Below are 19,777 nucleotides of genomic sequence, written 5' to 3'. Positions count from 1 at the left end.
AAACCAGCCATTAATTTATATTTAATGGCTGTTTTTTTATGATTTCATTTCTCTTAAAATTTAATATTCTAAAAGTTGGCATAATATTAGTACATAACATTACTGAATATCAATGGATTAAATAAAAATACTTTGAAAATTATAAAGCCTTGGTTTTCTTACTTAAATTATTAAATTTGAATTCATAATACCCCTAACAATTTATGATAAAATCTGCTCTAGAGCTTCAGTTCGGATCGGTAACTTTTTTTGATAATATTCAAATAGCCGAGTTGAATGAAGGAATCCTTTTCGATATTCCGCATAATCAAGAAATATTAGAATTAGCTAGGGAACATTTTAATACTCAGCCATACGGGTATATTTCAAATAGAGTGAACTCTTACTCAGTGAACCCAATGATTCATCTAGAATCAGCGAATGTTTCTAATCTAAAGGCCATCGCAGTAGTTTCAAAAAATCCAATAGTAAAGCAAAATTGTATTATAGAAAAACAGTTTTTCAGAAACAGCAGTTCTTTTGAAGTTTTTGAAAATCTAGATGAAGCAGTAAACTGGATGAAGCACCAACTTATTTAATCAAACAATACTTCTTGTTTAATTTTAAAATTACCTACAAAGTTTTTGGCTGCCTTAATGTGTGTGGACATTATTTGATCCTCCAATAATATTGGCACTACTTTTCTAAAATCTGTAACCACTCCTTGTAGAAATGGAGATGTTTTTTGTGGCTCTCTATAATGCAAAGCCTGAGAGGCATTAAACAATTCTATAGCTAAAATGGTAGATATATTATCCACAACTTTTAAAAGTTTAGTGGCACCATTAGATCCCATACTCACATGATCCTCTTGACCATTTGAGGAAACTATAGAATCTATACTTGCAGGTGTGGCATATTGTTTATTCTGACTCACAATACTCGCAGCAGTATATTGCGGAATCATAAATCCACTATTCAATCCTGGATTTTCAACTAGGAATGTTGGGAGATCTCTTAATCCTGAAACTAACTGATAAATTCTTCTTTCAGAAATATTTCCGATCTCTGCCATTGCAATAGCCATATAATCTAGCGCCAATGCTAATGGTTGACCATGAAAATTCCCTCCAGAAATGATCTTATCTGCTTCAATAAAAATGTTAGGATTATCTGTTACCGAATTGATCTCGGTTTTTATTGTCTTCCTTACAAAAGATAAAGTGTCTTTACTAGCTCCATGCACTTGTGGGATACATCTAAAAGAATAAGGATCCTGCACACTCGCCTTTTCCTTCATCGCTATTTCACTATCCTTTAAAAATTCTCTAATTCTTTCAGCAGTTTTCACTTGTCCCCTATGAGGACGAACCATATGCACAAGCTCATTATAAGGAGACAGATTACAATTAAAAGCATCTATTGAAATAGCGCCAATTAAATCTGCCAAATAACATAATCTATAAGATTCTATCAAAGCATAAACAGCATGAGCACTCATAAACTGAGTTCCATTTAGTAAAGCTAAACCTTCCTTAGATTGCATTTTTATCGGCTTCCAGTCGAACTTTTCCAGAACCACAGCTGCATCTAATTGCTCACCTTCATAATAAACCTCTCCCTTACCCAAAAGCGGTAAAGATAGATGCGCTAATGGAGCAAGATCCCCAGACGCTCCTAACGAACCTTGCTCGTAAACCACCGGTAAAATATCTTCATTATAAAAATCGATCAGTCTTTGTACCGTTTCCAATGCAATTCCACTATGCCCATAACTTAATGATTGAATTTTCAATAATAACATCAAACGAATTATAGGTTTAGCTATTAAAGCTCCTGTGCCGCATGCGTGAGACATCACTAAGTTTTCCTGAAGTTGCGTTAAATGCTCATTGGAAATCTTTACATTACAAAGAGAGCCAAAACCCGTGTTAATTCCATAAACAGGAACATCACTTTGTTTAATCTTTTCGTCTAGGTATTTACGTGATTTTACAATATTTACTCTGGATTCTTCACTTAATTCCAGTTTCATATTATTTTGAAGAATATCTTGAATAATGTGTAAGTCAAGAACAGCAGAACTTATATAGTGGTATGAACTCATAAACAATGTGGCATTTTAGGAAGAAAAAAGTCAATAACATTAGGGTACTTCAGAATTCTTAAATAGTAATTAAGGATAAGTATGGCAGACTTAAAACTGCTGCAAAAGTTAAACAAGTGCTAAAATAACTGAAAATTCTTCAATTACCTTCAGATTGTATTTCCTTTTTAAATAAATCTAAAAAAGACCTACCCATATTATCTGCAATATCCCCTGCAATCAAGCCTTCATAACTCTTTTCTTCAGACAGGATATCCCCAGTTTTTCCATGTAAATAAACTCCGAAAACAGCAGCTATTAAGGGTTCATATTGTTGTGAAATTAGAGAAGTAATTACTCCTGAAAGCACATCTCCGCTTCCAGCTGTTGCCATTCCTGGATTCCCTGTATTATTAATATAAAGATCATCATTAAATACAGTAATTGTATGCGCTCCTTTTATAACCACGATTAACTTATATTCTTTGCTGAATTTTTTAACCTTATACAGTTTGTCAAAATCATCCTTCCATTTTCCAATAAGTCGCTCCAATTCTCCTGGATGTGGGGTTAAAACGGAATTTTCTGGTAATTCCTTTAATAGCTCTCTTTCTTTTGAAAGAATATTAATACCATCGGCATCAATAACCATTGGTTTTTTAGTATTTGTCAATAAAACCTTAAAGGCAGCAATTGTTTCCTTAGAGGTTCCTGCTCCCATCCCGAAACAAATTACATCTGGAGAAAGTTCGAATTGTATATTACTAAGAATTTTTTCATTTTCGTCTGTAATTAGCATTGCTTCTGGCACAATGCTTTGCAGAATTTGGTATCCACATTTTGGAGAAAAGATAGTAACCATTCCGGCTCCTGTTCTTAAGGCTGCTTTTGAACTTAGAGAAATACTACCTATTTTTCCATAGCTACCACCAACTATAAGTGCATGGCCATAATTACCTTTATGTGCAAAATTTGTTCTTGGTTTATATAGCAAGCGAGCTTCAGGCTTGCTCATTAATTGCTTATTAACAGGAGTTTTAGCTAAGTATTCTCTATCTAAACCTATATCTATAACTTGCATATCACCAATATATTCTGCTGCTTGAGGTAAGAAAAATATAAGTTTTGGAGATTGAAAGGTAATAGTAACGTTGGCTTTAATAGCAGGTCGATTTTCATTTGGAATTTTATCTGCAAACATTCCAGAAGGCATATCTATAGCAGCTATAAAGGCTTTAGATCTATTTATATGCTGGACTAATTTGCCCACCCAATCTTCTAGAGGTCTGTTAAGTCCAATACCAAACATCGCATCTATTATGAAATCCTTTTTAGAAATTTCAGGAAAATCATCTTCACCTTTAATAGCTCCCGGCCAATTATTACTTACTGCCTTAATCTTGTCATAGTTCAAGAGAAAATCTTCAGATCTTTTATTGCTATAATTAACCACATAAACGATCACCTGATAACCGTGTTCTAATAAAAGTCTCCCAATAACTAATCCATCCCCTCCATTGTTCCCTATTCCGCAAAAGATCTTAATTGGAATCTGTGCACCATTCAATTTGGAGTGAATATCGTTAAAAACCAAGGTTGATGCTCGCTCCATTAAATCTGCAGAACTTATTTCTTGTTTTTCTATGGTTACTCTGTCCGCTTCAGCAAGCTGTGCTATATCAAATATTTTCATTCTTAAATTTCTTTATCTCAATCTTACAAATATAAAATTTCTCTTTGTGCAATAATATATAAGCTAGAGATTCTTAAGAATTATGTTTATTTGCACCACTATTTAAATTGAAATAAATAAATTTGCGCAAAATCAAAAAGAGATGAAAAAAATAGCCCTTAACGATATACATCACTCACTAAACGCTAAAATGGTTCCATTTGCAGGCTTCGATATGCCTGTTTCTTATGAAGGCGTTAATATAGAACACGAAACCGTTCGTAAAGATGTAGGGGTTTTTGATGTTTCTCATATGGGGGAATTTTTAATCTCTGGAGAGCATGCACTAGAACTTATCCAAAAGATCAGTTCTAACGATGCTTCTAAGCTTATAGATGGAAAGGCACAGTATTCTTGCATGCCTAATGAAGATGGAGGTATTGTAGATGACCTTATCATCTACAGAATAAATGAAGAGAAATATATCTTGGTGGTGAATGCTTCTAATATAGAGAAGGATTGGAACTGGATTGCACAGCATAATAACATGGATGCTACCATGAAAGATCTTTCAGATGAATATTCTTTACTTGCTATCCAAGGACCAAAAGCTGCAGAGGCAATGCAATCTTTAACCGATGTAAATTTAAAAGATCTTAAATTTTACACTTTCGAAGTTGCAGAATTTGCAGGGGTGAAAAACGTAATTATATCTGCAACGGGTTATACTGGTAGTGGGGGTTTTGAAATCTATTTCAAAAATGAAGATGCAGAAACTATCTGGAATAATGTATTTGAAGCAGGAGCCGATTTTGGCATCAAACCAATTGGATTGGCAGCAAGAGATACTTTAAGATTGGAAATGGGATATTGTTTATACGGAAATGATATTGATGATACAACATCTCCAATTGAAGCAGGTCTGGGATGGATCACTAAGTTCAGCAAAGATTTCATAAATGCTGAAGCATTAAAAAAACAGAAAGAAGATGGTCCTAAAAGAAAACTGATTGCATTTGAATTGGATGAGAGAGGAATTCCAAGACAGGGTTATAATATAGTAGATGCTGAAGGAAAAGCTATAGGATATGTAACATCTGGAACGATGTCTCCATCTTTGGATAAAGGAATTGGAATGGGTTATATCCCTACCGAAATGGCTAAGGTTAATGATAAGATATATATTCAAATAAGAAAAAAAGCAGTCCCTGCTACCTTAGTGAAATTGCCTTTTTATAAAGGATAAGCCATTGGAAAAAGTATTGATATTAGGAGCAAGCGGCTTTATAGGGAATGCCCTATACAAGGAGCTCTGCTCCTATTTTGATACTTATGGTACCTATCATACAAATTCAGACTTCTTTGAAGCAAATCATAAATTCTTTGAATATGATATGGAGTCTGAAAATATTGAGATATTACTCGAAAATTTAAGGCCAACCGTAATTGTTTCTGCGCTTCGGGGAGATTTTAATGCTCAGGTAAATACCCATTTTTTAATAATTGATTATATATTAAGGAACAATAGCAAATTGCTTTTCATCTCATCAGCAAATGTTTTTGATGCTTTTACCAACTACCCTTCTTACGAGTACGATAAAACATTGTCCCAAAGTATTTATGGCAGATTCAAAATTAAAATTGAAAATGCACTGCTTCGTCTTCCCAATAATAAATACAATATATTAAGATTACCAATGGTCTTCGGGGCTAATTCTCCCAGAACATTAGAAATTAAAAATAAAATTGAATTTGGAGAAGCTATAGAGGTTTTCCCAAATGTGGTGGTAAATGCTACAGATATTTTACGAGTTACTCAACAAATTCATTTTATCATCAATCAGAAATTAGAAGGTGTTTTTCATTTAGGGAGTGAAGATCTCACCCATCAACATGACCTTATAAAAGATATCGCTGTTGCTATGGGATATAAAAACCCACTATTAAAGCAAGTGTATGACTCTAATTACGATCGTTTTTTAGCTGTTTTACCAAAGGATAATCTTTTACCAAAAAACCTAAGTATTTCGGTACAACATGTAATTAACTCTTCTGTAGTGATCTAATTTTGTTAAGCTTTACCCAAACTAGAAAGCTTTTTTCCTAAATCTATTACTAATTAGCAACTTTAGATAAAACCATGCAAATGGAAAGACCGGAGGATATTTGATCACGGGAAATGAAGATGGAATTAAACACGGTACCATGAATATGCTATATTCTTTACAACACTTTGGCTATTCCATTTTGCCTCAAGCAGATCTTGGATGGATTGGAGAAGTTGGTCCGGGACCAAGTTATTTAGATGAAAAATCTAATGCTTAAGAGAGTGATTTCACCAAAAGGAATACTACCTTTATGACCTATAATCTATTGCATTTAGCAAGTATGCTGAAGCAAAATGGAGGATATCCTACCTATGATAATTTACCTTAGGAATGGAAAAATGGTAAAAGATGGGCTTATGAAAATCCAGAATACCGCCAATATTTAAAAAATTATTATGACAAAATTATCTGAAAAGGAAATAAATGAGAAATTAGAATCTCTTGATGGATGGAGCTATGCAGACAATGCGATACAAACTTCTTTTGAATTCGAAAATTTCAAAGAAGCTTTTACCTTAATGACGAGAATAGCTTTTGAAGCTGAAGCGCAGAACCATCATCCAGATTGGAATAATGTTTACAATCAATTAGAAATTTCACTTTCTACTCATGATGCTGGCGGGGTTACAGAAAAAGACTTTAAATTGGCTAAAGCAATTGAAGGAATTGTAAATGCCGAATAAATTTTAATTAATTTAATTGTCGTTCCATTTTTTTAGCTAGAAATGGAACGTTTTTTTATTTTTACACCAGATTTATAATTTATATGGGAAGAGCATTCGAATTTAGAAAAGCACGTAAAATGAAACGTTGGTCTGCAATGGCTAAGGCATTTACTAGAATTGGGAAAGATATAGTTATGGCCGTGAAAGAAGGTGGTCCAGATCCTGATACTAATTCCAGACTTCGTGCAGTTATTCAGAATTCGAAGGCATTAAACATGCCCAAAGATAATGTCGATCGGGCGATTAAAAGAGCGAGCGATAAAAGTCAAGGAGATTATAAAATAGTGCTTTTTGAAGGTTATGCTCCTCACGGGATCGCAGTTCTAGTAGAGACAGCCACAGATAATAATAATAGAACTGTTGCCAATGTGCGTATGCACTTTAGCAAAAGCGACGGGAATTTAGGTACTTCTGGCTCTGTAGAATTCATGTTTGACCATACTTGTAATTTCAGAATAAATTCTGAAGGACATGACGCTGAAGAATTAGAACTTGAATTAATCGATTTTGGTGCTGAAGAGGTTTTTGAAGATGAGGATGGTATATTAATCTATGCTCCTTTTGAAAGTTTTGGTGCCATTCAGAAAGAATTAGAAAATCGAGAAATAGAAATTTTATCTTCTGGATTTGAAAGGATTCCCCAAGTGACTAAAAAATTATCACCAGAGGAAGTCATAGACGTTGAAAAATTACTGGATCGTTTGGAGGAAGATGACGATGTGCAAAACGTATATCATACAATGGATGAATCTGAAGATTAGGTTTTTCAGATTCTAAAATTGCTCAGGAAATTTCCCTTGAACTCCTTCATAAAATCTCTGGATTTTTGGAAGGTCTGTTTCAATATCACCTGTAGTATAAAAAGGTTCAGAGAATTTGGTGAGTTTTTTACCATAATCAAAAGCTACCATTATTATTGGAACATTGGCTGCTTCAGCAATATAATAGAATCCTGTTCTCCATCTCTCAGATTTCTGCCTCGTACCTTCTGGAGATAATGCGAGCCTAAAAATTTCTTTAGATTTAAAAATAGCGGCAATAGCTTCAACTTTCTTTTCTTTAGATACTCTATCTACAGGTGCTCCACCCATCCATCTAAAATACCAACCAAACGGAGGTTTAAATAATTCCTTTTTTCCAACAAAATTAATTTCAATATCTAAGATGTTCCGAGTTAGAACTCCCAAAGAAAAATCCCACCAACTAGTGTGAGGAGCTACAACAAAAACACATTTCTTTATACTTTTATCGAAAACACCTTCTATTCCCCATTTAAAGACTTTAAAATATATAAACTTAGAAATGAAACTCATAAGATTTATATTATTCTCGGTTCCCTTTTGTAGGTTCTCCTTTCCGGCGTTTTTTTTCTTCTATTAGCAAAGCAAGTTCTCGACCAGTTTGTCCTTTTACCGAAGTATTTTCCTGCGCTCTTCTAATTAAATAAGGAACCACTTCCCTAACTGGACCAAAAGGCACTAATTTTGCCGTATTGTAGCCCTTTTTAGCAAGGTTTAAACTTATATGATCACTCATTCCATATAACTGACTAAACCAAACGCGAGAGTCATTTATGGCGATATTTTTATCTTCCATAACTTGTAAAGCAAGATAATTACTCATTTCATTGTGCGTTCCCACAAATAAAGAAATATCATCTATTTGTCCTAAACAGTAAGCTAATACTCCGTTGAAACTAACATCTGTAGCTTCCTTACTTTCACAAATTGGCGTTGGATAACCCATTTTATTAGCCCGTTGATTTTCCTTTTCCATATAAGCTCCACGAACAATTTTAGCTCCAACTTTGAAACCTGCTGCCTTCGCTTTTAGATGTAAGGCTTGTAAATAATTACCTCTATCCCATCTATAGCATTGCAATGTATTAAATACAATCGCTTTTTCTTGATTGTATTTTTCCATCATTTCTTCCATAAGATCATCTGCAGCATCTTGCATCCAAGATTCTTCACCATCTGCCAATACACTAATATCATTTTTATGTGCAGCGCCACAAATAAGATCTACTCTATTTTTAACGCGAGCCCATTCTTCTTCTTCCTCTTTGCTCAAAGTCTCTTTAGAAGTTACCTTTTCCCAAATTTCAAATCTTCCAATTCCTGTGGGTTTGAAAACCGCATAAGGGAGTTCCTTCTTTTTTGCAGCAAATTCAATAATATTAATCTTCTTTTTCATTGCAGCATCAAACTGCGCCTCCTCCTCTTTTCCTTCTACAGAATAATCTAAAATACTATGAACTTTCCTAGTATACATTTTCTCTATAACATCCATACATTCTTCCATAGTCTCACCACCACTAAATTGCTTGAAAATTGTGCTTTTAATAAGACCTTCTACTGGTAAATGCAGTTTCAATGATATATTTGTAAGATAGGTACCAATTTTAACCAAGGTTGGTCTATTGATCATACTGAATAGAAACAGCGCTCTATTAAGATCATCGTTGGATTTTAAGCTGAATGCAGTCTTGGTATCGTCAAAGATTTTTTTTGTAATCATGTATAGGAAATTAATGCGGCAAATATAATTATTGAGTTAGGATAATTTAATTATTTTCTGCTTATTTTCGATATCTATAAATTTGAACAAAACCAATTAAAATATGGCTGTTATAGCTAGTCAAGCTCCAATTTTTTATGCAGAAATAGGATGCGCCGAATTATCAAATTACCTAAGAACTTCCAAACCGTCAATAATCTTTGTTCTGGTAGACACAAATACTCATAATAATTGTCTTAATATTTTTCTACAACAATTAGAAACTACCATAACAATTGAAGTAATTGAGATGGAAGCCGGTGAAGAACACAAAAATATTGAAACTTGCTCTGGAATCTGGGAAACCCTCTCTGAGCTTGGAGCAGATAGAAAAAGCTTGATGATTAATTTAGGAGGAGGAGTTGTGACAGATCTCGGTGGGTTTGTAGCAAGTACTTTTAAAAGAGGAATAGATTACATCAATGTCCCAACAAGTCTTTTAGCGATGGTTGATGCATCTGTTGGGGGAAAATGCGGAGTAGATCTGGGAAATTTAAAAAATCAAATAGGAGTTATTAATCAACCACAAATGGTTTTAATAGATTCTCAATATTTAACAAGCCTTCCTGCAAATGAAATGCGCAGCGGGTTGGCTGAGGTTTTAAAACATGGTCTTATTGCAAGCGAAACCTACTGGGAAAAAGCTACAAACTTAGAAGCACTTACATTAGAGGATCTTGATGATCTTATTATAGAATCTATAAATATAAAATCCAGCATTGTTCAGCAAGATCCTACAGAGCAAAGCATCAGAAAAACATTAAATTATGGTCACACTTTAGGACATGCTATAGAATCTTATTTTTTAACCAATCCTAATAAAGTCACTTTACTTCACGGCGAAGCAATAGCAGCGGGGATGGTCATGGCAACGCATCTTTCTTTTAAGATATGCGGTTTTCCTGAGAATAAACTAAGAGATATAACCAAAAAACTTAATGAGTTATTTCCGAAGATCGATCTTTTGGAAGAAGATTATAAAATAGTCATTGATCTTCTCAAATTTGACAAAAAAAACTCACACGGAAATATAAACTTTGTCCTTTTGAAGGATATTGGGGAAGCAAAAATAGATGTAAATGTGCCAAACGACCAGCTATTAGAGGCAATGAATTACTATTTGAAAAATTAAATTGAAAATTAAATTGACCGCTTGAAAATATTGCTATTTTTACTATAATTGCATCATCAAATCTTAGTTATGAAAAGAGTCATTGTAGATTACAAAAAGTTAACACCAGAAATTTTAAGCCTATTGGTAGACAAATATCCTGATGGATATGATGATGACCATGTGATTTCATTTAAAAATGCTAAAAATGAAACTGTCGAGGCGGTAGAAGTACGAACAGAGGATTCTATTTACTTAGTGAAAGTAAGTACGAAGCTAGAAAATAGTATGGCCAATTACGACGAAGATGATTATGATGATTCCGATTTTAATGAACCAATCTCCGAAATTCCAGAAAAGGATAATGGTGAGGAAGAGGATCATGAAGATGATCTCGATAATTAAATAAATAAAAAAGCGACCTATTAAAAAATAGGTCGCTTTTTATTCTTTTTAAATAGTAAGTCTTAAGCATGTTGCATTTCATGCTTTCCTTCTTTTATCTCTTCAATAAGTTTTGCATTAAAAGCTGGAAGATCATTTGGATTTCTACTAGTAACCAAAGCCTCATCTACAACTACTTCTTCATCTACCCAATTAGCACCTGCATTTATTAGATCTTTTCTAATAGAATTAAAAGAAGTCATTTTTCTATCTTTAACTACCTCTGCCTCTATTAAAATCCATGGTGCATGACATATTGCGGCTACTGGTTTCTTCTGCTTAAAGAAATCTCTAACAAAATCAAGAGCAACATCTTCTCTTCTCAGTTTGTCAGGATTTATAACTCCACCAGGCAACATAAGTGCGTTGTAATCTTTAGCACTAACCTCACTCAAAGTTTTATCTACATTATATTCTTTAGACCAATTTCCATCTGCCCAAGATTTTATTTTTCCAGATTTTAAGCTAACTATTTCTACCTCAAAACCTTCCTTTTCCATTGCTTCTTTAGGAGATTTCAATTCACTTTCTTCAAATCCATCTGTTGCCAAAATGGCTATTCTCTTTTTCATAATTATTGGTTTTATTATTAAACTATAACTAATTCCAAAGATACTTTGTAAGACTTTCTGTTTGTATTAAGAGGTTTATAAAAAAAGAAACATATGGTTAAACCTCTCCTAAATTAAGATTTAATATGTTAATCTGTGTTAGGAGAATTAGACTCCAGATCCTTCCTCACTTTATCATCGTCTTTTAATTTCTGCTTTTTCTGTTCTAACTTTTCTAATTCTTGATTAATTGCAGGTTCTCCAAATTCTGTTGGAGTTATTTTCTCCTTTTTATGTTGTGCATATTGAACAGTAAATTCTGCCCCAAAGAACATAATTAAACAAGTATAATTCACCCACAATAAAATAAGCACCATAGAGGAAGCTCCACCATAAACTGAAGCAGGATCTGTTCTACCGAAATAGATCCCTATTAAATATTCTCCAATTAAAAAAAGCACAGTTGTTAGGGCGGCCCCATAAAGTGTAACTTTCCATCTAATCTTGATATCTGGTAACAATTTAAAGATTGCTCCAAAAAGCAAGGTAATAAATACAAGAGAGAGAAAGGAGTTTACTAAATCTAAACCCAAGGCGGTTAAAGCTGGAGCATAACTTTCTATATAATCGCTAAGCATTCTAATAATTGCTGAAACAATTAATCCCAGAAGCATTAAAAATCCAATAACTAAAATCATCCCAAAGGAAATGACTCTATCCATGAACATTCTAAAATAAGTTTCCTTCTTCTCTGCTACATTCCAAATATTATTCATCGCTTTTTTAAGCTGAAAAAAAACTCCAGTTGCTCCAAATATTAACATGAAGACCCCGAAAATAACTGCTATTGTGGAATTACTGCTTAAAGCTGCATTGCTTATCATATTTTCAACAATACTTGCTGAATCGTTACCGATAAATTCTGCAATTTGACCCGTAATTCGTCCCTGTACTGCCTCTCTGCCAAAAAAATAGCCAGCAATACTCACTACAATAATAAGTAAAGAGGGTAGTGAAAATAATGTATAGTAAGCTATAATAGCACTTCTTGCCCATGGATCATTGCTGTTCCAACTTGTATATGCTTTTTTGAAAAGTTCCCAAAAAGTTTTCAATTTATTCATAACCCATATTGAGATTTAAACAATACTAGATGGTGTTTTTGATGTCCTGCCGATATAAAACCAGCTGCACGCGGGCTTAATTGAGATTTACTAGCTTCTCCAATTTTGCAGTACATTTCTTCCTGAAAGCTTTCAAAAAGAGCGATCCCCGCATCTCTTACCATTTCAAATTCTCTAATAAAACCACTAAGACTTCTTCTATCTGCTTTAGAAGCAGGAACATAAGCATCATGATCAAATCCCGGAAGTGGAGTTAGATCCTCACGTGCAATCGTTAAAGCTCTATATTGAAAGATTCGTTCTGTATCTATTATATGCTGAAGTGACTGCGCAACTGTCCATTTTCCTTCTGCATAAGAAAACTTTAAATCTTCTTCTTGAAGACCCTTTAAAAAAATCACGAATTCCTCTTTCTGATCTTTTAATATGGAGATTAAATTTTCATCTGGCAATTTATCTATATAGGTTTGATAAAATGCATGATATTCTGAGTTCTGCAATTGTGATGTTGTCATATTTTTATCTAATGTTTCAAACTTCAAGGTATAAAAAAACCCTTTAGACCAAACGGAATAAAGGGTTTTATGAAAAAATTAAATGATCTATAATTCTTTAAATATAGAGTGCATTAAACGCTTTTTATCGTTCATACTTTCTTCTAGAGAGATCATAGTTTCAGTTCTATAAACACCTTCAATATCATCTAGTTGAAATATTATCTCTTTTGCATGTTGTGTGTTTTTTGCTCGAATTTTACAGAAAACATTAAATTTCCCAGTAGTTACGTGGGCAACAGTTACAAATGGAATATCGTTAATACGCTCTAAAACAAATTTTGTTTGAGAAGTATTCTTTAAAAATATCCCTACATAAGCTATAAAAGCATAACCTAATTTTTCGTAGTTCAGTGTCAATGTAGAACCCAAAATTATTTGAGCCTCTTCCATCTTTTTAACACGTACATGTACCGTACCTGCAGATATATTCAATTTTTTAGCAATATCAGTAAACGGTGTACGTGTATTCTCGATTAACATATCCAGAATCTGATGATCGGTTTCGTCTAATTTATATTTTGCCATAATTCTTAAAGTCTTTTAATGAAACACAAAATTAGTACAATTTCACTAGACATATAGCAAAGAAATTTAATTTTTTTCCTAATTTATCATTAATACTTCATCTTTTAGAAGAATTTTATCAACTATAACGTTTTCGGTAATCGATTTATGATCAGGTAGAGTGACACTTTGAAAATTACATTGGATTTCTTTATGCGCGAAAAAAGCCAGATTGTTTGAGATATTTTCTACGATCGCTAAAAAAACAAGCTTTTCATTTTTTAAAATTTCCTTGAACTGAATCGCTATGTCCACATTCCTCCCATTAATATCTGCATTTCTTAAAATAACATCATAAAAGAGTTTCTCATTTTCTGGAATATTAAAATATATAGACTTGTCCAACTTTCTAAAATCTTGAGTAGATATAGAACTTAAACCTGAAAGAAGTGCATAAAACACATATTCTCTTGTTTTTTCGCGAGCATAATCGTCATTAGAATGTCCAGCCTCAAACAAAATAGTTGGAACGCCCAGACTTTGAAAGGTATCCCCAGTGCAATTGTCATTATAACCATCGTCATATCTCCCAATTCTATTTGGGATAAGCTTAGAGAGATCTTCATAAATGGCACCTATAACTTTCATAGACTGTTTGCGAGACTTTGTTATAGATCTTTCCATATTTTCTGATGGGGTTAGAAAAGATAAAGTTGCTGGAAAATCATTGGCACCAGCGCTAAATATAGTCCGCTGGTCGTGAAGATTAAAGCAAAAATCTGGCTTAAAATCGTCAAATGTCTTTCTCAAAATTTGACTCTCTACCTGACTGAGGTTCTTTGCATCTCTATTTAAATCGACATCATTCGCGTTTACACGAGTATAAGCTTTAGCCCCATCCGGATTAAGCATTGGAATTATATAAATCGTACACTTATTCAAAATATTCTTAATAACAGAATCATCAGGATATTCACCAAAAACATTCAGCATATCAAAAACTGCTTTTGTGGTAGTAGATTCATTTCCGTGCATTTGAGACCACATTAGAATTTTAAGTTTTCCAGAACCCACTTTTATAAGATGTATAGATTCGCCCAAAGTTGAGTTTCCCAAAACTTCAACCTTGAAATTTAATGCTGCCTTTTTAAGAGGTTTAGAAATATGAGCAGCATTTATATATCTACCATTTAGCCCTACCTCTTTTATAGTGACGTACTTATTAATTATAGTGGAGAATGTTTTTATCATGTTTACAAAAGTAAATAATCATTAATTTACAATTGTAAACAAGTAAATTCTACTAGTTTGTTTACATAAGTAAACAATTGATCAAAATCTATTAAGATGCGAAATGGAAAAATTCCAATACGTTATAATAATTAGTTTAAATTTCTATTTGTTAGTTATTTAAGTGTTATTATATCAACCTTTAGTTTATATTGTACTACATTAATTACAATTGTAACTTGCTATATCCCTCCTATTACTTTACATTTGTAAACATATAAAGATGAACAATTAATTTACAATGGTAAACAGCGATGACTTCTCAAAAAGGCTTCAAATAATCTTAGATTATTACGATATTTCCGCCGCAGTATTTGCAGATGCCATCCAAGTTGGACGCTCTTCCATATCCCATATCCTTTCTGGAAGAAATAAACCAAGCTTAGATTTTGTGCTTAAAATTGTGCAGACATATCCTGAAGTAGAATTGTATTGGCTCTTAAATGGGAAAGGAAATTTTCCGAAATCGGAGCCCGAGAAAGCACCTTCTTTAAATAAGTCTGAAACTCCTGCCCCATTAATAAGAGATGAAAAAGCTAAAACCGAACAACTAACCGATAGTCCTGCTAGACCAGAGAATCTCACTGAAACGAGCTTTTCTTCGAAAAAAATTAAACGAGTGGTACTTTTTTATGAAGATGGCACTTTTGAGGCCTTCGATAATTGATTATTAGCCTATATTATCTTTATTTTTGCGGAACTAAAGTCCGTTGTGGATCTTAAATATAACTTATTAAACAATCTTAGTTTTTACCCCTATTATTGATAGGAAATCGAAGATTGTTGAAAGCCAATTTAAATGAAAAAACTTCTCCTGTGCCTCTTTATATTTTCTTTACTATCCTCTTGTTATTCTCCAGAGAAAAAATGCAAGGAATTCCATACCGGCAGCTTTAAATTTGAATCTTATTTAAATGGAGAGCTTGTAACCTCTACTTTTACCAGGAATGACACTTTAGAAGTAGATACCTTTCAAGGCTCGGTTGACACGTCCTCTGTGAGATGGATCAACGATTGTGAGTATATAATAAAGAATTTACACCCTAAAAATATTGCAGAAAGAAAACCTTTGCATATTAAAATTCTCACTACAAAAAAAGATTCATATACATTTGAATATGGCTTGGTTGGAGATCCAAAGAAAAAGAAAGGGACGGTAACAAAAATTGAAAATTAACACTTCATTGAAGGCTTAACCCTACTGACCTTCTTTTCCATTAAGTCCTGTACAATCGGGGTGTTTCATGGCCTCATTAGTTAACTACAAACACAACGATATTCTATTGTCATCCCGACGAAGGAGGGATCTCCTTTATAATGAAATGCTGGCTCATTGAAATTCTTCGACCTCAGAATGACATTGAGTTCAATTTTAATCCCGATCCTGGTAGCTACCGAGATAGCATAACGTCAAATTTAATATTACTATTTGAAAATAATTACTAGGGTAAAACAGTTCAATTAGTCACTTTTTCTGTTTTTAAGTAGCTCGTTTTGTTCCTGCATTAAATCGGCAAGATCAGACAGCAACTGAATTTCTTTAGGAGTTTCAACTGTTTTATCTTTAGGATCTTGCGCTTTTCTACGGAAATTATTCATGAATTTTACAACAAGAAAAATGGTGAAACCAATGATCACAAAATCCAACATTGCCTCTATTAACGCGCCGTAGCCTATTGCTATTTCCTTTACTTCTACAGAACCAGCCTGTGCAGTCTCAATCCCATCTCGAAGTATAATCCTTCTATCTGCAAAATTAATTCCATCTGTGAGCATAGAAAGAGGTGGCAACACTACTTGTTTCACAAGAACATCCACCACTTTATTAAAGGCGGTACCTATAATGATACCTACCGCCATATCTATCATATTGCCCTTAACAGCAAATTCCTTGAATTCCTTAAATAAGCCCATTACTCATCAAATAATTTGGTTTGACTTTCTTCACCATTATTTTTCTCCTTATATATAATACCTGAAGAGCTATTGTCTTGGTTCTTTTCTTCTCCTTCCACAACTTCTTCTTCCTCTACTTCCAATTCCTCAATTACAACTTCCTCTTCTTCATAAGGTGCAGGTTCTAGCAAATTAATCTGCTTTATTTTTTCTGTAGTCAACTGGTTTCCAAGAGCCTTAACTCCTTTTACCGAAATAAAATCTTCAATATTGACAACTTGGTTTTCCTTGCTTTCTTTTCCTCTAATTTTAGAGAAAACAAGCTCCATTTGCGGAATATAATCTGTAGAAACCAACTCTAAATAAGATTTTTCATGATCTCCTATAAACTGCTCTTCTCTATCTTCATGTTCAATTAAGAATCGCTTCACATAATAACGCTCCTTGTCTGCTTCCCAATAAACTGCTGAAATTGGCTTCTTAGGAACCCATTTTTCAAGAATGATAAATTCATCATCAAATCTAGTAGTTAATTCTGGCTTGATGGTTTTAGCAACTCCATCTTGCGTAATAATCAATATCCTATCTTCTCCCCTAAATTCTCCAAGTAAATCCCCGCGCTCATCTACATTAAGTCTCTTAACACTCTCATCAAACCAAATTCTTCGAGGTTTTAATGTAGAAACTCCTTCTTCTTTAAGCTCTATCTTTTTGACCGCGTATTTAGTAACGATATTACCTTTTACATTTCGTCCTTTAATGGCCATATCTGCAAAGTCTAGTTCAAATTTTAGCTTTTTAATACTGCCTACCTGTCTTAGATACACCGTTACCACTTCAGCCTCTCCATTTGGGTTTGCTGAAAAATATAAGACCTTAGAATCTTTTTTACCTTGAGAAATAGGATATTCCCGATCTCTGGTTATAGAAGTCACCGCAAAGCGCTTTATATAAGAAGAACCACCTTTTCCGTCACGATAAATCAAATTATAGATCGTACGCTTATCTTTCTTTTTAAACACCGCTACGTGAACAATATCTTTCCCTATAAAAGTTTTAGAATCTACTTTAGTGACCATCATTATTCCATCTGCTGTAAAACAAATGATATCATCTATATCTGAACAGTCTGCTACAAATTCGTCCTTTTTTAAAGAGGTTCCAATAAAGCCTTCTTTCCTATTTACATAGAGCTTTGTATTGTGCATAGCCACTTTAGAAGCTTCTATATCTTCAAACAGTTTAAGCTCTGTCTTACGTTCTCTCCCCGCTCCATATTCCTTTTTCAACCTCGTGAAGTAGGCAATAGCAAAGTCTATTAGATGATCTAAATGATGTTTAACCTGCGTTATTTCATCCTCTAGAGCATCAATTTTTTGTTGTGCTTTATCAATATCAAATTTAGAGATCCTTTTAATTCTAATCTCTGTTAATCTAGTTATATCTTCTTCAGTAACAGCACGTTTTAAATGTGTAGTATGTGGTTTTAAACCATTATCTATTGCACTAATAACGCCTTCCCAAGTCTCTTCCTCTTCAATATCCCGATAAATCCTATTTTCAATAAAAATTCTTTCCAAAGAAGCAAAATGCCATTGCTCTTCAAACTCTTCCAATCTAATCTCTAGGTCTCTCTTAAGCAAGCTTAAGGTATGATCTGTAGATCGTCTAAGCATTTCGGAAACTCCAAGAAAGATTGGTTTGTTGTCTATAATCACACATCCCAAAGGGGAAATAGAATTTTCACAGGTAGTGAAAGCGTACAACGCATCTATCATCTTATCTGGAGACACATTTGGCGGTAAATAAATCAAGATCTCTACAAACTCGGCAGTATTATCTTCAATACGCTTGATTTTTATCTTGCCTTTTTCGTTCGCTTTCAGTACAGACTCAATTAAAGAAGTAGTTGTAGTTCCAAAGGGTATCTCTGTTATAGCCAGCGTATTCTTGTCATACTGAGATATTTTTGCACGAACTCTAACTTTCCCTCCACGTTTCCCGTCATTATAATTTGAAACATCTGCTTCACCTCCTGTTGGGAAATCTGGAAATAACTTAAAACTCTTTCCTTTTAAATGCTTTATAGAGGCATCTATAAGTTCAATAAAATTATGAGGTAAGATTCGGGTACTTAAACCTACAGCAATTCCTTCAGCCCCTTGAGCAAGTAATAATGGAAATCTAACAGGTAGATTTACTGGTTCCTTTTTTCTACCATCATAAGAGAGCTGCCAGTTTGTTATTTTAGGATTATAAATAACTTCTAAAGCAAATTTAGATAATCTAGCTTCAATATATCTAGGTGCAGCCGCGCGATCCCCGGTATAAACATTCCCCCAGTTACCCTGCATATCTATAAGAAGATCTTTTTGACCTACCTGCACCATAGCATCCCCAATACTAGCATCTCCGTGAGGATGATACTGCATGGTGTGCCCTACAATATTGGCTACTTTATTGTATCTCCCATCATCCAGATCCTTCATAGAATGCATGATTCTACGCTGTACTGGTTTAAATCCATCTTCCACAGCTGGAACCGCACGTTCTAAAATAACATAAGAAGCATAATCTAAAAACCAATCCTTGTACATTCCTGTAACCCGGATAAGTGTTTCTTTAGACTGCTCTTGTTCTTCTGGTACTTCTTGGGAATTATCCTGAAATTCTAAATCCATTAAGCCTCTACTTTGTTTTTCTCGACTACTTTTCTAAGCGACTCGATCATTCCTCGTTTCTTCTTTTTATTTAAAAAGGTAATATTGAAGGTATATGACCTTGGTCCTTTTTTTCTTCTACTTCTAATATAAATTTTAAGTGAAGCATAAAAAAAGAAATCTATTACTCTAAAATCTATTAGCTTCCCTTTTGGGAATTCGGCTCTTTTTACTCGGTATTCCATGAATTTTGAAAAAAACAATCCGTTGTTCTTAAAATTCAGGGTTTCTCCATCACTATCAAAATCGAAAAGTTGACCGATCCTGTGGAAATAAATTCCAAAAACTATAAGTAAAATATTTGGTAGAAAATGACTGAAAGTAATAGTACTCTCATTATCCGAAGCCATTAGCTCTAAATTCACAAAGATATTTGTTACAAAAGCTGCAATAATTATCATATAAATAGAGGGAACAATCTTAGTTTCACTAGTATTTTTAAACCTCATAG

Annotated in this window: 21 protein-coding genes and 1 pseudogene; 10 read left to right on the top strand and 12 right to left on the bottom strand. The window is 33.6% G+C overall.

Annotated features, from left to right (window positions below):
- Positions 1-203: 203 nt before the first annotated feature.
- Entirely contained in the window at positions 204-578 is a 375-nt protein-coding gene (locus tag I130_RS09740; protein WP_034922296.1) for a hypothetical protein, read from the top strand.
- On the opposite strand, the gene hutH is transcribed toward I130_RS09740, so the two are convergent.
- Positions 575-2,086, bottom strand: coding sequence for a histidine ammonia-lyase (gene hutH / locus I130_RS09735; RefSeq protein ID WP_034922293.1), 1,512 nt, complete (start codon positions 2,084-2,086; stop codon positions 575-577). The two genes, I130_RS09740 and hutH, sit on opposite strands and share 4 nt — an antisense overlap.
- A gap of 139 nt (positions 2,087-2,225) precedes the next feature.
- Entirely contained in the window at positions 2,226-3,758 is a 1,533-nt protein-coding gene (locus I130_RS09730) for a bifunctional ADP-dependent NAD(P)H-hydrate dehydratase/NAD(P)H-hydrate epimerase (protein ID WP_034922289.1), read from the bottom strand.
- Positions 3,759-3,900: 142 nt separating this feature from the next.
- Between I130_RS09730 and gcvT the strand changes: the two genes are divergently transcribed.
- The 5 genes and pseudogenes from gcvT to I130_RS09705 all read left to right on the top strand — a co-directional run bounded on the left by gcvT (position 3,901) and on the right by I130_RS09705 (position 7,331).
- On the top strand, positions 3,901-4,983 hold the full coding sequence (gcvT, locus tag I130_RS09725; protein ID WP_034922286.1) for a glycine cleavage system aminomethyltransferase GcvT: 1,083 nt from the start codon (positions 3,901-3,903) through the stop codon (positions 4,981-4,983).
- 4 nt (positions 4,984-4,987) lie between these two features.
- The gene (locus tag I130_RS09720; RefSeq protein WP_034922283.1) at positions 4,988-5,803 is read left to right on the top strand and encodes a sugar nucleotide-binding protein; all 816 of its coding nucleotides are present in this window, start codon (positions 4,988-4,990) and stop codon (positions 5,801-5,803) included.
- Positions 5,804-5,885: 82 nt separating this feature from the next.
- Positions 5,886-6,173 (top strand): annotated as a pseudogene (locus tag I130_RS16465) (flavodoxin family protein); the annotation flags it as partial.
- A gap of 67 nt (positions 6,174-6,240) precedes the next feature.
- Entirely contained in the window at positions 6,241-6,528 is a 288-nt protein-coding gene (locus tag I130_RS09710; protein ID WP_034922277.1) for a 4a-hydroxytetrahydrobiopterin dehydratase, read from the top strand.
- Positions 6,529-6,611: 83 nt separating this feature from the next.
- Positions 6,612-7,331: a YebC/PmpR family DNA-binding transcriptional regulator gene (locus I130_RS09705; RefSeq protein ID WP_034922273.1), complete on the top strand. Its 720-nt coding sequence runs from the start codon at positions 6,612-6,614 to the stop codon at positions 7,329-7,331.
- Positions 7,332-7,343: 12 nt separating this feature from the next.
- On the opposite strand, the gene I130_RS09700 is transcribed toward I130_RS09705, so the two are convergent.
- Positions 7,344-7,883 (bottom strand): 1-acyl-sn-glycerol-3-phosphate acyltransferase, encoded by a 540-nt coding sequence (locus I130_RS09700; RefSeq protein ID WP_034922268.1) that lies wholly within the window; start codon positions 7,881-7,883, stop codon positions 7,344-7,346.
- A gap of 10 nt (positions 7,884-7,893) precedes the next feature.
- Complete coding sequence (locus I130_RS09695; RefSeq protein WP_034922264.1) at positions 7,894-9,090, bottom strand: proline dehydrogenase family protein; 1,197 nt, start codon at positions 9,088-9,090, stop codon at positions 7,894-7,896.
- 103 nt (positions 9,091-9,193) lie between these two features.
- On the opposite strand from I130_RS09695, the gene aroB reads away from it, so the two are divergent.
- Together aroB and I130_RS09685 are read left to right on the top strand one after the other, a co-directional pair.
- Positions 9,194-10,261, top strand: a complete 1,068-nt coding sequence (gene aroB, locus I130_RS09690; RefSeq protein ID WP_034922260.1) for a 3-dehydroquinate synthase — start codon at positions 9,194-9,196, stop codon at positions 10,259-10,261.
- A gap of 69 nt (positions 10,262-10,330) precedes the next feature.
- Positions 10,331-10,645 carry a hypothetical protein gene (locus tag I130_RS09685; protein ID WP_034922257.1) on the top strand — a complete coding sequence of 105 codons (315 nt, stop codon included), beginning with the start codon at positions 10,331-10,333 and terminating at the stop codon, positions 10,643-10,645.
- Positions 10,646-10,707: 62 nt separating this feature from the next.
- On the opposite strand, the gene I130_RS09680 is transcribed toward I130_RS09685, so the two are convergent.
- The 5 genes from I130_RS09680 to I130_RS09660 form a co-directional block, all read right to left on the bottom strand.
- The gene (locus I130_RS09680; protein WP_034922255.1) at positions 10,708-11,256 is read right to left on the bottom strand and encodes a type 1 glutamine amidotransferase domain-containing protein; all 549 of its coding nucleotides are present in this window, start codon (positions 11,254-11,256) and stop codon (positions 10,708-10,710) included.
- A gap of 128 nt (positions 11,257-11,384) precedes the next feature.
- Positions 11,385-12,359, bottom strand: coding sequence for a YihY/virulence factor BrkB family protein (locus tag I130_RS09675; RefSeq protein ID WP_034922252.1), 975 nt, complete (start codon positions 12,357-12,359; stop codon positions 11,385-11,387).
- Complete coding sequence (locus I130_RS09670; RefSeq protein WP_034922249.1) at positions 12,356-12,874, bottom strand: DinB family protein; 519 nt, start codon at positions 12,872-12,874, stop codon at positions 12,356-12,358. Before I130_RS09670 ends, I130_RS09675 begins: the two co-directional genes overlap by 4 nt.
- Before the next feature lie 87 nt (positions 12,875-12,961).
- Positions 12,962-13,441 carry an Lrp/AsnC family transcriptional regulator gene (locus I130_RS09665; protein ID WP_010232169.1) on the bottom strand — a complete coding sequence of 160 codons (480 nt, stop codon included), beginning with the start codon at positions 13,439-13,441 and terminating at the stop codon, positions 12,962-12,964.
- A gap of 78 nt (positions 13,442-13,519) precedes the next feature.
- Complete coding sequence (locus I130_RS09660) at positions 13,520-14,671, bottom strand: M14 family zinc carboxypeptidase (RefSeq protein ID WP_034922246.1); 1,152 nt, start codon at positions 14,669-14,671, stop codon at positions 13,520-13,522.
- A gap of 280 nt (positions 14,672-14,951) precedes the next feature.
- Here I130_RS09660 and I130_RS09655 point away from each other — a divergent pair, with 280 nt between their 5' ends.
- Both I130_RS09655 and I130_RS09650 read left to right on the top strand, forming a co-directional pair.
- A complete protein-coding gene (locus I130_RS09655) occupies positions 14,952-15,377 on the top strand; it encodes a helix-turn-helix domain-containing protein (RefSeq protein WP_034922243.1) in 426 nt (141 codons plus the stop codon).
- Between the two features lie 132 nt (positions 15,378-15,509).
- Positions 15,510-15,887 carry a hypothetical protein gene (locus I130_RS09650; RefSeq protein WP_051119666.1) on the top strand — a complete coding sequence of 126 codons (378 nt, stop codon included), beginning with the start codon at positions 15,510-15,512 and terminating at the stop codon, positions 15,885-15,887.
- A 284-nt stretch (positions 15,888-16,171) separates the two neighbouring features.
- Here the strand turns inward: I130_RS09650 and mscL are convergent, their stop codons facing one another.
- Genes mscL through I130_RS09635 form a run of 3 tightly spaced genes read right to left on the bottom strand, consistent with a single transcriptional unit; the run spans position 16,172 to position 19,775 of the window.
- Entirely contained in the window at positions 16,172-16,624 is a 453-nt protein-coding gene (mscL, locus tag I130_RS09645) for a large conductance mechanosensitive channel protein MscL (protein WP_034922240.1), read from the bottom strand.
- The gene (locus I130_RS09640; protein ID WP_034922237.1) at positions 16,624-19,287 is read right to left on the bottom strand and encodes a DNA gyrase/topoisomerase IV subunit A; all 2,664 of its coding nucleotides are present in this window, start codon (positions 19,285-19,287) and stop codon (positions 16,624-16,626) included. The genes mscL and I130_RS09640 overlap by 1 nt, the downstream gene beginning before the upstream one ends.
- Complete coding sequence (locus I130_RS09635; protein WP_034922234.1) at positions 19,287-19,775, bottom strand: hypothetical protein; 489 nt, start codon at positions 19,773-19,775, stop codon at positions 19,287-19,289. Before I130_RS09635 ends, I130_RS09640 begins: the two co-directional genes overlap by 1 nt.
- Positions 19,776-19,777 lie beyond the last annotated feature (2 nt).

Source organism: Gillisia sp. CAL575, assembly GCF_000403785.1.
Classification (GTDB): Bacteria; Bacteroidota; Bacteroidia; order Flavobacteriales; family Flavobacteriaceae; genus Gillisia.
Note: the sequence above shows the minus strand (reverse complement) of the source record. Positions and strands in the feature narration are given on the sequence as shown.